General features: G+C 67.6%; 12 protein-coding genes. 3 read left to right on the top strand and 9 right to left on the bottom strand.

Going from position 1 to position 13,845, the window contains the following annotated elements; all coding sequences use genetic code 11:
- Window positions 1-23 precede the first annotated feature (23 nt).
- Complete coding sequence (locus AB0M15_RS19880; RefSeq protein ID WP_363820651.1) at window positions 24-782, top strand: glycerophosphodiester phosphodiesterase; 759 nt, start codon at window positions 24-26, stop codon at window positions 780-782.
- On the opposite strand, the gene AB0M15_RS19875 is transcribed toward AB0M15_RS19880, so the two are convergent.
- Window positions 772-1,266 (bottom strand): GNAT family N-acetyltransferase, encoded by a 495-nt coding sequence (locus AB0M15_RS19875; RefSeq protein ID WP_363820648.1) that lies wholly within the window; start codon window positions 1,264-1,266, stop codon window positions 772-774. The two genes, AB0M15_RS19880 and AB0M15_RS19875, sit on opposite strands and share 11 nt — an antisense overlap.
- A 33-nt stretch (window positions 1,267-1,299) precedes the next feature.
- On the opposite strand from AB0M15_RS19875, the gene AB0M15_RS19870 reads away from it, so the two are divergent.
- Window positions 1,300-2,676 (top strand): MFS transporter, encoded by a 1,377-nt coding sequence (locus AB0M15_RS19870; RefSeq protein WP_363820645.1) that lies wholly within the window; start codon window positions 1,300-1,302, stop codon window positions 2,674-2,676.
- On the opposite strand, the gene AB0M15_RS19865 is transcribed toward AB0M15_RS19870, so the two are convergent.
- A complete protein-coding gene (locus AB0M15_RS19865; protein ID WP_363820641.1) occupies window positions 2,673-3,125 on the bottom strand; it encodes an Lrp/AsnC family transcriptional regulator in 453 nt (150 codons plus the stop codon). The two genes, AB0M15_RS19870 and AB0M15_RS19865, sit on opposite strands and share 4 nt — an antisense overlap.
- 82 nt (window positions 3,126-3,207) lie before the next feature.
- On the opposite strand from AB0M15_RS19865, the gene AB0M15_RS19860 reads away from it, so the two are divergent.
- On the top strand, window positions 3,208-3,813 hold the full coding sequence (locus AB0M15_RS19860; RefSeq protein WP_363820638.1) for a LysE family translocator: 606 nt from the start codon (window positions 3,208-3,210) through the stop codon (window positions 3,811-3,813).
- 1,384 nt (window positions 3,814-5,197) lie between these two features.
- On the opposite strand, the gene AB0M15_RS19855 is transcribed toward AB0M15_RS19860, so the two are convergent.
- From AB0M15_RS19855 to AB0M15_RS19825, 7 genes are read right to left on the bottom strand one after another with little or no spacing between them, the layout of a single operon-like run.
- Window positions 5,198-6,694 (bottom strand): polysaccharide lyase 6 family protein, encoded by a 1,497-nt coding sequence (locus tag AB0M15_RS19855; RefSeq protein ID WP_363820636.1) that lies wholly within the window; start codon window positions 6,692-6,694, stop codon window positions 5,198-5,200.
- A gap of 11 nt (window positions 6,695-6,705) precedes the next feature.
- Window positions 6,706-7,542: an AraC family transcriptional regulator gene (locus AB0M15_RS19850; protein ID WP_363820634.1), complete on the bottom strand. Its 837-nt coding sequence runs from the start codon at window positions 7,540-7,542 to the stop codon at window positions 6,706-6,708.
- Window positions 7,543-7,562: 20 nt separating this feature from the next.
- Complete coding sequence (locus AB0M15_RS19845) at window positions 7,563-8,993, bottom strand: polysaccharide lyase 6 family protein (RefSeq protein WP_363820632.1); 1,431 nt, start codon at window positions 8,991-8,993, stop codon at window positions 7,563-7,565.
- Window positions 8,990-10,273 carry an alpha-L-fucosidase gene (locus tag AB0M15_RS19840; protein WP_363820630.1) on the bottom strand — a complete coding sequence of 428 codons (1,284 nt, stop codon included), beginning with the start codon at window positions 10,271-10,273 and terminating at the stop codon, window positions 8,990-8,992. The genes AB0M15_RS19845 and AB0M15_RS19840 overlap by 4 nt, the downstream gene beginning before the upstream one ends.
- Before the next feature lie 6 nt (window positions 10,274-10,279).
- Window positions 10,280-11,146 carry a carbohydrate ABC transporter permease gene (locus AB0M15_RS19835; protein WP_363820627.1) on the bottom strand — a complete coding sequence of 289 codons (867 nt, stop codon included), beginning with the start codon at window positions 11,144-11,146 and terminating at the stop codon, window positions 10,280-10,282.
- A complete protein-coding gene (locus AB0M15_RS19830) occupies window positions 11,143-12,078 on the bottom strand; it encodes a sugar ABC transporter permease (RefSeq protein ID WP_363820624.1) in 936 nt (311 codons plus the stop codon). The genes AB0M15_RS19835 and AB0M15_RS19830 overlap by 4 nt, the downstream gene beginning before the upstream one ends.
- Window positions 12,075-13,400, bottom strand: a complete 1,326-nt coding sequence (locus tag AB0M15_RS19825; RefSeq protein ID WP_363820622.1) for a sugar ABC transporter substrate-binding protein — start codon at window positions 13,398-13,400, stop codon at window positions 12,075-12,077. The genes AB0M15_RS19830 and AB0M15_RS19825 overlap by 4 nt, the downstream gene beginning before the upstream one ends.
- Window positions 13,401-13,845 lie beyond the last annotated feature (445 nt).

Genomic DNA, 13,845 nt, shown 5'->3' with positions numbered 1-13,845 from the left:
CTCAACGGTACATACTTCTCGGCGTGTATCCCTACCTCGACCACGAGGGGCCGATCGCGATGGCCCACCGCGGCGGCGCATTGCACCCGGACAACGTCGGCTACGAGAACTCGATGCACGCCTTCGAGCAGGCGGTCGGGCTCGGCTACTCCTACGTCGAGACGGATCTGCACGCGACCAGCGACGGCGTCGTGGTCGCCTTCCACGACCACCGGCTCGACCGCGTCACCGACCGTACCGGCGTGATCGCCGAGCTGCCTTGGTCAGAGGTGCGAAAGGCGAAGATCAACGGGCATGAGCCGATCCCGCTGCTGTCTGACGTTCTCGAGCGCTTCCCCAAGATCCGCTTCAACCTGGACATCAAGGCCGACAACGGCGTCCAGCCCGCGGCCCGGGTGCTACGCGAGCACGACGCGATCGACCGGGTCTGCGTCTCCTCCTTCTCCCAGGCGCGCGTCGACCTGATCCGCCGCGAGCTCGGCGAACGCCTGGCCACCGGTTTCGGTCAGCGCGAGATCGCCAGGCTCCGCTTTGCGCCGTACCGGATGGTGTCGCGGGGAGCCTGCCTGCAGATCCCCGAGTACTACGGACGCCTCCGCGTACTCACCCCCGGCCTGCTCCGGCGAGCACATGCCCTCGGCAAGCAGGTGCACGTATGGACCGTGGACGACCCCGCCGCGATGCACCGGCTGCTCGACGCCGGTGTCGACGGACTGATCACCGACCGGACCGATCTACTGCGCGACGTGCTGATCGAGCGGGGTGAGTGGGTCACACCGTGAAGGACAGCCAGGTATCCGGCTCGATGTTGGGCTTGCCGGGCACCGGCCGCTGCTCGTCCTTGTAGCCGTCGACGGCCAGCTCGCCCGCGATCCGGCGCCAGAACCTGGCCGCCCCAGGGTTGTTCTCCTGGAACGCGATCTCCCAGTCGCCGGGGTGTCGGCGTAGTACGGCGAGAGCGGCCTGCCAGCCGACCTGCTGGCGCCGGGCGGCCCGGAGTACGAAGAACTCCCCCATCACCCGCAGCCCGCTCACCAGCCCGCGGACCAGGACGAACCCGGCCACCTGGTCGCCTTGCTTGACGAGGTAGCCACACCGGTCCGCGTCGGTGAAGAAGGTCCGCAGCCGTTCGGTCGGGTAGAGCCCGTCCGCGCCCGGGTAGTTGTACCGGTACTCCGACAGGTCGTGCCGGTACAACTGCCACAGCCGCTCGATCAGCGGGTGATGTTCAGCGGTTATCGGCTGAAGTGTTATCGAAGAAGGCACCGCGTCATCCTCACACCTGCCACACTCCTCCGCATGGGAATTCTCTCGGCCCCGGCGAGTGTCGACAAACGTGAGTACTGGGGCTTCAGCCTGTACGACTGGGCCAACTCCGGCTACGTCACGACGGTCGGCACGGTGCTCTTCGCGCCGTACCTGACCTCGGTCGCCGAAACCGCCGCCTGCGGCCGGGTCGGCACCACCGAGGACCCCTGCACCACGAACCTGCACGTGCTCGGGCTAGGTATCTCGCCCGGCTCGCTCGCGTTCTACGTCGTCACGGTCGCGACGTTGCTCTCGGCGCTCATCCTGCCGATCGTCGGCGCGATCGCGGACCGGTCGCCGCGCAAGAAGCTGCTGATGTGCGGCTTCGCCTGGGCCGGCGCGCTCGCGGCCTGCTGCATGGTGTTCGTCACCGACGGGCGGTGGGCGCTCGGCGCGTTGCTGCTGTTCCTCGGCAACCTGTGTCTCGGGTCGTCGCTGGTGGTCTACGACTCGATCCTGATCGACATCGCCGGGCCTGACGACCGCGACGATGTGTCGTCGCGCGCCTGGGCCTTCGGGTATCTCGGCGGGTTCATCCTGCTGGCGCTCAACCTCGGCGTCGTCACCGCGCATGACGCGCTCGGGATGGACAAGGCGACCGCGGTCCGGCTGAGCCTGCTCAGCGCCGGGCTCTGGTGGGGGCTGTTCACGTTCATCCCGTACCGGAAGCTGAAGAACCGGCCGCCGGCGAACGTCGTACCGGTCGGTGGCGGAAACCTGATCCGGCAGAGCTTCGGGCAGCTGTTCGCGACGCTGAAGCACGTGCGGACCTATCCGATGACGTTGCTGTTCCTGGTCGCGTACCTGTTCTTCAACGACGGGATCCAGACCGTCATCTCGGTCTCCTCGACGTACGGCGAGAAGCAGCTCGGGTTCGAGACGCAGATCCTGATCATGACGATTCTGCTGGTCCAGTTCATCGCGTTCTTCGGGGCACTGGCGTTCGGGCGGTTCGCGCGCAAGTACGGGACCAAGAACACGATCATGGGCGGGCTGGTGGTCTGGATGGTGATCGTGATCGCGGGCTTCCTGCTGCCGGCCCACCAGATCGCGCCATTCCTGGCGATGGGCGCGGCGATCGGGATCGTGCTCGGCGGTACGCAGGCGCTGTCACGGTCGGCGTTCAGCCAGCTGATCCCGCGCGGGCGGGAAGCCGAGTACTTCAGCCTGTACCAAGCCGGCGAGCGCGGTACGTCGTGGCTGGGCACGCTGGTCTTCGGTCTGGTGCACCAGATCACCGGCTCCTACCGGCCGGCCATCGTCGCCCTCGGGCTCTTCTTCGTGGTCGGTCTGGTGCTGCTCTCGCGCGTCGACATGCGCCGCGGCATCGACGAGGCCGGCAACACCCAGCCGACCGTCTTGGTCTAGGTGGGCAGCGGCCGGGCGTCGACGACCTGCTTCATCACCAGCGTCGAGCTCACCCGCTGCACCCCGGGCAGCGCCGCCAGGTGTTCGTCGTACAACTGCTGATAGGCCTCGAGATCCGCCGTCACCACCCGGAGCAGGTAGTCCGGGTCGCCGAACAGCCGCTGCGCCTGAACAACCTGCGGCAACCTAGCCACCGCCGCCTCGAAGTCGGCCACGGTCTCGCGGTCCTCCTGGCGCATGGTGATGAAGACCAACGCCTCGAACCTCAAGCCGAGCGCCACCGGATCCACCACCGCGCGGTATCCGCGAATGGCCCCCGCCTTCTCCAGATCCCGCAGCCGCCGATGACACGGTGACAGGCTGAGCCGCACCTTCGCCGCCAGATCGGTAACCGTCAGCCGGCCGTCGAGCTGAAGCTCCGCAAGGATCTGCCGGTCGATCGCATCCATGGAGAAGATTCTCCCTCACATCGACTGCTGAGGGGTAGAAGTAGGGAGCACTTTTGGGCGGATCTTTCCTAATCTTCCAGCCATGGAGATCAGCTCACTGGCCGCCTTCGCGACCGTCTCGGTACTTCTCGTACTAGTCCCCGGCGCCGACTGGGCCTACGCGATCGCAGCCGGCCTGCGACAGCGATCCGTTGTCCCAGCCGTCAGCGGGCTGATGCTCGGCTATGTCGCGCTGACCTGCGTCGTGGCCGCCGGCCTGGCCGCGTTGATCGCTGCGCGCCCCGAACTGCTGACCGCGTTGACAGTCGCCGGCGCCGCCTACCTGCTCTGGCTGGGCGTCGGTACTGCGCTGCACCCCACCCAGCCCGCCTCAGCCGACAGCGTGGAGCGCTCGTCCGGCCGGGTGTTCTTCAAGGGCGCCGGCATCAGCGGCCTCAACCCCAAGGGCATGCTGCTCTTCCTGGCCCTGATGCCTCAATTCCTCCGCGGCAACTGGCCGATCGCCGCCCAGATCGGCGCCCTGGGCCTGATCCACATCATCATCTGCGGCGTCGTCTACTCAGGCGTCGCAACAACCGCCCGAGCACTCCTCCGAACCCGCCCCACCATCGCCCACCAAGTAGCCCGCGGCTCCGGCATCACCATGATCCTGATAGCCGCGGGCCTACTGCTCGAACGCCTCCACTAACCCGCCTCAACGGTCGGGGGCTGTGGATGGGTGGTTGCTGTCGGCAAGGGACTCTGGATCGCGTCGCCGGGCTGCTCGAGTGTCCTAGTCGAGGCGGTGGGTATCAAGGGCGCTTCGCGTCCCTTCAGGATCGAACAAGTTCGACCCTTGACACCCACCACCACGACCAGGGAAAGACGCAGCTATCCCGGAGCCGCTGACAAGACCGGCAACAATCGACAGGTCCACCACCAACGCCCGGCGGACCCGTCTTGCGGCCCGGGACGAGCATGGCCGGCCCCGTTGAGTGGGCCACCACCAAGGCCCGGCCGACCGCGTTGCGGCCCGCGACGAGCACAGCCGGCTCCACGGAGTGCGACTGAGCCAGCGCGCCCTCCCGCCGAGTCGGCCAATGGCAGGTTCTCGTACCGCTGCCGTGAAGCATCACCCCACCGGCAACAAAACCCGCCACCGAACCCCGTTCCTTCTCCCACCACCACCCTGCAAGCCGCCAGCAGCCGAACAACCCGCCACCCGCCCCGCCCAACCCCCCGTCGGGGCCGATCTCGCCGACCCGTCGCCACACGACAGCACCAAACCCACCCACAGACCTGTCACGCCGCGACCGATCGCACCACCCGGACCGCCACGCACGCACAACCCCCACCAACCACCCCGCCACGCCACGCCACGCCGCAGGTAACCGCCTTCCCAGCGAGTTGTGCATGCACCGACGACCCGACGTGGCCCAGATCAGCCCACCGACTCCGCGCAACAGCACCAACCCGCCCCAAGCGCCTGTCCCACCGGCCGGACCCGCCTGCCGCCCCCGCAAATCAGTTGCCTGAGGCACCTTGTGCCCCACCTGAGCATTCCCCGCCGACGGATCTGCTCACGTCAAGCACAAAGACGCCAAAACCGGCCAGCCCGGCCATCGGACCCGCCTTGCCGTCGGCACCCCCGCAACCCGACCCACCTTGCGATCGGTACTCCGCGGCACGAGCCGCCTGGTCAGCGGACCCTCTGGGCTCAGACCCCTCCGCGGGATCCCGACAGCTGCGTCCTTCCCTGGTCGAGGCAGTGTGGGTCAAGAGTCGAACTTGTTCGATCCCGAAGGGACGCGAAGCGCTCTTGACGCGCACTGCCCCGACTAGGACACTCCCGCAGCGGGAGCCCGCACACAACAGTCCCCGGTGCCCAGCCCCACGCAACCGCAGCACCCTTACCGCGAGCACCCCGGACGGCAGCGGGCAGCGGGTGGCGGCGGGTGGGCAGCGTACGCGGGGCAGGCCGTCCCGCCGGTCGTCGTGGGCCGGCGGGAGGCGGCGTTGGCGCTGACGTCGGGTGGTGCCTGGCCGACGTCGGGTTGCGCCCGGGCTGAGGTTAGGCCGTGCTCGGGTTGACGTTAGGCCGTGCCGCGGGCTGATGTTAGGCCGTGCCGCGGGTGGAGGTTAGGCCGTGCCGCGGGTGGAGGTTGGGTGGCGTTGGGGCCTACGTCGGCTGGGGTTAGGGGGCGGCGTACTGGTTGGGCGGTGGAGTATTCGTCGGCGCCTACGTCGTACGGGGCGGTGCGGGGCTGGCCGTCGAGGTCGTCGGTTACCTCGCTGGCGTGGTTGATGGTCGCCGCGTTGATGGCGGGGCTGGTAGAGCTGAGGCGGTGGATGCCGTCGGTGCCGGGGGTCAGCTTTGGGTCGGCTCGGGTGTAGCCGGAGGTGGGGATGTTGCCGTTGGAGGCTGCGCCCCAGAGGATGTTGCCGGACCAGGTGATGCCTTGCTGGTACGGCATGTCGGTGAGAGAGCCGGACGAGCCGACCAGGAGGTTGTCGGTGATCTTGCAGGACAGCGGCGGCACGGTGCGTTGGCTTTCGCCGGCGATCGCGCCGTTGTTGTTGCGCAGCGTGTTGAGAGTGATGGTCACCCGGTCCGGAGCGTCGTTGCCCTTGCGAGAGGTGTCCGACTCACCGGGGGTGTGGTCGCGTTCCGAGCCGCTGCCCAAGACGATGCCGGCACTCCCGACATCGCCGACGTAGTTGTTGACGATCAGGTGGTCGTTGCCGTAGATCCGGATCCCGTTCTCGCCGGAGAGCAGATAGTTGCTCTCCACCCGGTTCGCGTTCCCGTGCCGCAGGACGATGCCGCCCTTGGACGAGCGCACCGTGTTGTACCGGATCTTGCTGCCCGACGACTTCACCGAGATCGCCTCGGGGTCGCCGTTCACCCGCTCGAACAGGTTGTACTCGACCGTCGCGTCGGCGTCGGCCAGCGCCCGGCTGCTGACCCCGAGCCGGATCGGCTCACCGCCGTTGTCGCCGGTGAACGAGTGGTCCCGGAAGTGGTTGCGCAGGATGTACGTCCGCTGCGCGATCACATCGTCACCCGACGGGCCGTCGACCACCAGGTAGCAGCCGGCCGTCGACTTGTCGTGGAACACGTTCCGGTCGACCTTCACATCATTGCCCCGGACAACAACCGAGTGGCCGACCGACGAGGCCAGCTGGAAGTCGTTACGCGTCAGCCGCAGCCGCGACGAGTTGGCCGCCAGGTCCAGCGTGACGCTCTGCCGGAAGTTGAGGCCGCTGATCGTGACGTAGGACGAGTTCGAGAACACGAAGGTCTGCGACCCGGTCAGCGTCACCCCACCCCGCGTCTCGGCCTGGATGACGATCGGCGCGGCGCTGGTCCCGTTCCGCCCGCTGATCGTGATCGCCGAGTTCACCGCGTACGAGCCGTTGGCCAGCGTGATCGTCGTACCGGCGGTCGCGGAGTTGATAGCGGACTGGAGCTGGGACAGCGAGGTGACCAGAGCGGTCGTCTGAGCGGCGACCGATCCGGGTCTGGGTAACTGCAGAGCGGCGACGGCGGCAACACCTACGCCGCCGAGCAGGAAGGCACGACGATCCATGGCAAGTCTCCTCAACCGTTGGGGCGGTACAGCTTGCGGTATTCGCTCGGCGTCACCGAGCTGACTTGACGGAACACCTTGGAGAAGTACGACTGGTCCATCCCGACCTCGGCCGCGATCTCCTCCATCGGCCGGGTCGTCGAGGCGAGCTCGCGCTGCGCCCACTCGATCCGGACGCGTTTGATGTACTGCTTCGGCGACAGCCCGAACTCCGTGCGGAAGCGCCGGACGAACGTCGCCAGGTCCTGCCCGAAGTGCGCTGCCAGCTCCTCGACCGACAACGCGGTGCCAAGGTTCTGCTGGATGTACTGGACGACGCTGGTCTCCTCCGTCTGCTGCTGCGCCAGCCGCACCGACCCGGCCGGCGCACTGTCCAGGTAGTGCGCAAACAGCGCGGTCAACGCGGACCGCAGCCGCAACGGCGTCGCCAGACTCGGCGGATCACGGTCAGCCGCGCCGACCTGCTCGAACAGCGTCGCCGCTTCTTCCGGCGCCTTGCTCGGCACGATGTACGGCAAGGACAGCAGCTCGCCGATGTCCCGATCACCGATCAGCGCGGAGAAGTGCAGCCAGTGCTTGCGGAAGACGTTGTCGCTGATCGTCTCGTACGACACCGGTACGTCGGCCGGCAGATAGCAGAGCTCCCCCGGCTTCGGGTAGAGCTCCTGCTCCCCCACGACCAGCCGGCCCTCACCTTCGAGGATTAGGTACAGCCGCGAGAACGGATCGGGCTGCAACGGACGCGACCACTCGCGGTGCACCTTGGTGATCCTGGCGGCGACGACGAGATCCAGCCGCAGCCGGTCCAGATGCGTCCGGATCAACTCGTCCTCCCGCCGGGTGCTCACGCCAAGCTCCTGGGTCTTCATCACGCGTTCGGCCCGACCTCGGCGGCGGTGAGCGGGCGCAGTACCGGACGCCGCCGCGAGTACTCGTCGGCCCCGACATCGACCCGGCCGGTACGCCGATCGCCGTCCAGATCGAAGTCGACATCGCGGTACGACCGGCTCGCAGCGTTGATCGCCGGGCTGCCCGCCGTGAGCCGGCGGATCCCGTCCACTCCCGCCGCAAGCTTCGGGTCCGCCCGGAAGAAGCTGCCCGCCGGAGCGTTCCCGTCCGTCGCCGCGCCCCAATGGAGGTTCCCGGCCCAGGAGATGCCCTCCTGGAACGGCATGTTCACGTGTTGCCCGTTGTCAGCCACCAAGAGATTGTCGGTGATGATGCAACCGAGCGGCGGCAAGGTCCGGTGGCTCTCCCCACTGATCGCGGTCGTGCTGTCCAGCACGGTGTTCAACGCGATCAGCACGCCGTCCGGCGCATCGTTCCCGCGCCGCGACGCCGGCGTCTCTCCCGGTAGGTGGTCGCGCACGCTCCCACTGCCGAGCACGATGCCCGAGCCCGCGATCCGCTCGAGATAGTTGTTCACGATGTAGTGGTCGTTGCCGTAGATCCGGATCCCGTTCTTGCCCGAGAGCAGGTAGTTGCCCTCGACCCAGTTCGCGTTGCCGTGCCGCAGCACGATCCCGCCGAGGCTGTCGCGGATCGTGTTGTGCCGGATGATGTTGCCGGTCGACTTCACCGAGATCGCTTCCGGATCGCCGTTGGCGCGCTCGAACAGGTTGAACTCGACCACCGCGCCGGCCTTCGACAACGCCCGTGGGCTGACCCCGAGCCGGATCGGCTCACCGCCGTTGTCGCCGGGGAAGCTGTGGTCGCTGAAGTGGTTGCGGTAGATGTGGACGCCGGTCGCCATCTCGTCGGTCCCGGCGCCCTCGATGCCGAGGAAGATGCCCAGCGTCGTCTTGCCGTGGAACGCGTTGTGATCGATCGTCGAGTGGTCGGCGCGGACCATCACCCAGTGCAGGCCCTCGATGTCGGCCAGCTGGAAGTCGTTGCGGGTGAGCCGGATCCGACGGCAGTCCGGCGGGAGGTCCAGGGTGGTGCTCTGCCGGAACCCGAAGCCGCTGAGTGTGATGTCCGACGACCCGGTCAGCACGAAGCTCTGCTCGCCGGTCAGCACCACTCCACCCGGCGACTCGGCCCGGATCGTGATCGGCACGCCGGGCGCACCGCGCTTGCCGGTGATCGCGATCGGCGCCCCGGCCGGTACGGGATAGTGGCCGTCAGCAACGGTGATGACGGTGCCCGGTACTGCGGTGGCGAGCGCGCGGCGCAGTTCGTCGAGCGTACGGACGTACCGGCGATCGCGGCGGTGGGCGACGGCGGGCAACGTGGCGGTCATGGTGACACCTGCCAATCCGGCGGCTGTGCCGGCGGCGAGAAAGGTACGGCGGTTCATGGGTTCTCTCCAGAGGCGGTTGGTGAGAGGAACAGTTCGATCACCGGTACGGCGACCTCGGGGCGGCGTACCGGGAGTTGGAGAGTCAGCGTCCCGGGCGGCTGGGCGCCAGGCTGGGTGTTCTCCGCGACCCGACTCGGGTCAGGTTCGATCAGGTGGATCTCCGACGCGTCCGAGAGCAGCTGGGCGTAGCTGACTTGGCCGGCCAGGTCAGGCAGGTGGACGTGCTTGAAGGGCCAGCTGAACAGGTGCAGGTAGAGCCGGTCGCCATTCTGGGTGTAGCGGGCGTCGGGCGGAGCGACGTACTGCGAAGCGCCCGCGCCCCGGATCGAGCGCTCGTGCAGCCGCATCCAGTCGCCGATCGCCTGGAGGGTGCTCTCGGCGATCGGATCGATCAGCCCTCGGCCGGTCGGGCCGACGTTGAGCAGCAGGTTGCCGTCCTTCGAGACACCGTCGATCAACATCCGGACGAGCAGGTCGGGACTCTTGTAGTCGAAGTTGTCCCGGTCGTAGCCCCAGCTCCCGTTGAGGGTCTGGCACGCCTCCCACGCGATCGGCCCGTCCGGACCCTCCATCGGGCCGGCCGGCTGGTACTGCTCGGGCGTCACGAAATCGCCGGGCAGTCCGGTCCGGTCGTTGACCAGGATGTCCGGCTGCAACTCGCGGACCATCGCGAGCAGCTCCTCGGAGCCCCAGTCCTCGGCGCCCTTGCCACCCCACCACTGGTCCGAGCGGCCGGCGTATGAGAAGTCGAAGAAGAGGTAGTCGATCTGCCCGAAGCCGGTGAGCAGTTCCCGGACCTGACCGTGCAGATACGTCCGGTACTCCGCGATGTCGCGCGGCTGCTTCTTCGCCTCCTCGTCATCGCGCTGCGGGTGCACCCCGTCGATCGGGAACGACGGGTGATGCCAGTCGATCAGCGAGTGGTAGAAGCCGACCTTGAGCCCCTCGGCCCGGCACGCCTCGACGAACGGCTGCAGCAGATCCCGGCCGTACGGGGTGTTCGTGACCTTGTACTCGGTCAGGGCGCTGTCCCAGAGGCAGAACCCGTCGTGGTGCTTGGTGGTCAGTACGACGTACCGCATCCCCGTGCGCTTCGCCGACCTCGCCCACTCGCGCGGGTCGTACAGGTCGGGGTCGAAGCGTTCGAAGTACCGGTCGTACTGCGCATCCGTCATCCGCTCGCGGTTCTTGACCCACTCGTGCCGGGCCGGCAGCGCGTACAGGCCCCAGTGGATGAACATGCCGAACCGGTCGTGCCGGAACCACGCCTTGGACATCGTGAATCAGCCTTTCAGGGCGCCCGCGGTCAGGCCGCGAGCGAAGGAACGCTGGAAGAAGAGGAACACCATCACCGATGGAAGCAGGGCGAGCAAGGACGCGGCCATCACCACGCCGGGCGTGACGACCGGGTCGATCCGCAGCGTCCGGAGCGCGAGCGGCAGGGTGTAGGCGTCCGAGTTGGTTGCCACCAGCAACGGCAGCAGGTACTGGTCCCAGATCATCGTGAAGCCGAACACGCCGATGACGCCGAGCGCCGGCTTGCACAGCGGCAGGATGATCTGGCCGAAGATCCGGAACTCGCCGGCGCCGTCGATCCGGGCCGCCTCCTCCAGCTCGGGCGGCACGTCCTTCATGAACTCGGTCATCACCAGGATCGAGAACGCCCAGGCGCCGAGCGGCACGATCATCCCGGCGAGCGTGCCCATCAGGTTGAGATGCACCAGCGGGAGATCGGCCAGCACGAGCGTCAACGGCAGCGCGAGGATCTCCTCGGGCAGCATCATGGTGGCCAGGATCGCGACCATCACCAGCGTCATGAAACGGAACTTCTTGCGGGCCAGGGCGTAGCCGGCAAGAACGGAGACCGCGACCTGCAGCAGCAACCCGAAGCCGACGACGAAGAACGAGTTCGCGAGATAGCGCAGTACGCCGTGGTCGAACGCGACCCGGAAGTTGTCCAGCGTCGGACTCTTCGGGAGGATGCTCAGCTGGGTCGGGTCCGACACGTGGTTGAAGGAGCTGACCAGCAACGCGAGCAGCGGGCCGGCGAAGATCACGAACAGTCCGGCGTACACGACGAACTTGACGGCCTTGGCGACCAGCCCGGTTCTCTCGGTGAGGCCGAGGGCGGTCTCGGTGGCGGCGCTCATGCGGTTCTCCTTCTCCGGAGCAGCTGCACGCACACGGTCAGTACGAGCGTGGCGACGAACAACAGGACGGCGCCGGCCGAGCCCACGCCGAGCCGGTTCTGTTCCAGCCCCAGCTTGTAGATCAGAGTCATCACGACCTCGGTCGAGCCGTTCGGGCCGCCGTTGGTCAGCAGGAAGACCTCGGTGAAACTGCGGAACCCTCGTACCGCGGCGAGCACGAACAGGATCGCGAACACGGGCCGCAGACCGGGCAGCGTGACATGCAGGATCCGTTGCCTCGTCGACGCGCCGTCGACCGTCGCGGCTTCGTACAGGCCGCGGTCGATGCCTGCCAGCCCGGCGAGGAAGATCATCATGTCGTACGGTGCGCCGCGCCAGATCCCCGTGACGGCGATCGACGCGAGCGAGGTGTCCGGGTCATTGATGAACCCGGACGGACCGAGCCCGATCAGACCGAGCAACTGGTTGAGCAGGCCGTCGCTCGTTGGGTGGTACATGATCCGCCAGAGCTCGGCGACCACGGCGATCGGTACGACGACCGGCAGGAACGCTGCCGACCGGATGAAGGTGAGCTTGCGGGTCTGGCCCTCCACCAGCAGGGCCAGCCCGAAACCGAGCACCATCGAGCCGAACGTCTGGCCGATCGCCAGCACCACCGTGTTGCCCAGCGCCGAACGGAAGCTGTCCGACGACAGGATCTCGTTGTAGTTGGCCGAGCCGACCCAGGTGTTGCCCAGGTACGGCCGGACCTCCTGCACGGACATCGAGACGGCCTGGGCCATCGGGATGAACTTGAAGTACAGGAAGAGGATCAGCGCGGGGGCTAGGAAGAGCCATGGGATCCACCACTGGCCTCTTCTGCCTTTCGGACGCGCTTTTTCTTGTTGCTGCCTGGGCGCTGCTCTCGGTGGAGCGGCTTCCTTCACGCTCACGATGCGCCGATGCCTTGCTTGCTGAGGGCCGCGGCGAGCTTGCCGTCGAGCGTGGACATCTCGGTCTCGAGGTTCAGGCCGCAGTCGGCGATCAGCGCGTTGATGGTGTCGGCCGAGTCCTGCCGGATCGGCGTCCAGTTCGGGATCGACGGGGCGTACCGGGCGTGGTCGCGGTAGACGTCGGCGTACACCTTCCAGCGCGGGTCGTTGCGGATCGTGGTGACGTCGACGCTCTTGTTGACCGGCAGCTGCACACTGAAGGCTTTCTCACCTTCCATGCCGAGCTTCTGCCCGTCGGCCGAGATCACGTAGGAGGCGAACGCGTCCTGCGCCGCCTGGTTGGCCGAGCCGGCCATCAGGTAGACGCTGCCGCCCTCGGCGAGCACGGTCGAGTCCTTCGCGCCGGCCGGCACCGGTACGACCTCGTACTTGTCCTTGCCGAGCGACTTGTCGAAGCGGGGCATCAGGTACGGGCCGACGACGTACATGCCGGTCTTGCCCGCCTCGAACGTCTCGTTGGTCGGCGGCGTGTCCATCGTCGCGGCACCCGGCTGGATGACCCGGTCGGTGCACGCCAGGTCGCGGAACCACTTCACCGCGGCGGTCGACTCCGGCGTCGACATCGTCGCCTTGTAGTGGCCATCGGCCTCCTTGGTGATGAAGTCGCCGCCGGCGGCCCAGAGGAAGTTGGAGAAGTACCAGGACGCGTACCCACGCTTGGTCGACCCGGGAACGGCCAGCCCGTAGGTGTCGTTCTTGCCGTTGCCATCCGGGTCCTGCGTGGTGAACGCCTTCGCCAGCTTGGTGAACTGGTCCCAGGTCTTGGGGACAGGCAGGCCGGTCTTGGCCCGCCAGTCCTTGCGGATCAGCAGGGCGCTCGCCTGCGCGGAGTACGGAACGCCGTAAACCTTGCCGTCACCAGCCGTCGCGGATGCCACCGCGGAGGCGAGCAGCTGGTCGGTCCCCGGCACCTTGCTCAGATCGACCTCGCGGACGATCCCCTGACTGACCATCGTGCCGAGCTGCGACGAGTCGTTCATCACGATGTCCGGCAGATCCTTCTGCGCGGCCCGCTGCGACAACTTCGTCTCGAAGTCGTCGAAGATCGCGGTCACCGTCACCTTCCGCCCGGTCTTCGCCTCGAACGCGGCCGCGAGCTTCTTCATCCCCTTCTCACCGTCCCCACCCGGCGTAGTCCGCGTCCACAACTCCAGCGCCGCGTTCGGATCCTGCTTCACTTCAGCTGCCCCGCCGGTGCCGCAACCACCCACGGCCAGCACCGCCCCCAGCCCCAGAGCAACCCACGTCAACGCCTTACCCATGCCGTCTTCTCCTGTCGACGAAGAGGCGATTTGTACTTTTTGCGCCTCATTTCGTCGGAAGATAGCGCTTTCCACGCTGGCACGTCAATGATCGGACGCCGCGATGCTGGTGAGAGCGCGACCACCCAACTCCCCCACGCCGGCGCCACGCTCGCTCCTGCGTCGCTCACACGGCGCGAAGCTCCCACCCACCCCGCGCTACGCGCGACCATCGACTGCGCCGCGATGCGCTACGCGCGAGGTGTGGGCTGCGCCGATGTTGCGGGCTTCGCCCCGCGATGTGCGCTCCGCTCGAGCACCGGCTGCGCCCGCCTGCGGGCTTCGCCCCGAGTGTGCGCTACGCCCGACCGATGGCTCCGCCGACCTGCGTGCTTCGCCCGGAACGTGCGCTACGCGCGAGAGCCGGCTGCGCCGCAGTGCGCTACGCGCGAGGCGTGGCTGCGCC

It is taken from the genome of Kribbella sp. NPDC051718 (assembly GCF_040681515.1).
In the GTDB taxonomy this organism is placed as follows: domain Bacteria; phylum Actinomycetota; class Actinomycetes; order Propionibacteriales; family Kribbellaceae; genus Kribbella.
This window is presented reverse-complemented; position numbering and strand designations above follow the sequence as displayed.

Bases quoted from the DNA above. Each gene is read 5' to 3' on its own strand.
- AB0M15_RS19870 (WP_363820645.1), top strand. From the start codon at position 1,300: ATGGGAATTCTCTCGGCCCCGGCGAGTGTCGACAAACGTGAGTACTGG.
- AB0M15_RS19865 (WP_363820641.1), bottom strand. From the start codon at position 3,125: ATGGATGCGATCGACCGGCAGATCCTTGCGGAGCTTCAGCTCGACGGC.
- AB0M15_RS19860 (WP_363820638.1), top strand. From the start codon at position 3,208: ATGGAGATCAGCTCACTGGCCGCCTTCGCGACCGTCTCGGTACTTCTC.
- AB0M15_RS19855 (WP_363820636.1), bottom strand. From the start codon at position 6,694: ATGGATCGTCGTGCCTTCCTGCTCGGCGGCGTAGGTGTTGCCGCCGTC.
- AB0M15_RS19845 (WP_363820632.1), bottom strand. From the start codon at position 8,993: ATGAACCGCCGTACCTTTCTCGCCGCCGGCACAGCCGCCGGATTGGCA.
- AB0M15_RS19840 (WP_363820630.1), bottom strand. From the start codon at position 10,273: ATGTCCAAGGCGTGGTTCCGGCACGACCGGTTCGGCATGTTCATCCAC.
- AB0M15_RS19835 (WP_363820627.1), bottom strand. From the start codon at position 11,146: ATGAGCGCCGCCACCGAGACCGCCCTCGGCCTCACCGAGAGAACCGGG.
- AB0M15_RS19825 (WP_363820622.1), bottom strand. From the start codon at position 13,400: ATGGGTAAGGCGTTGACGTGGGTTGCTCTGGGGCTGGGGGCGGTGCTG.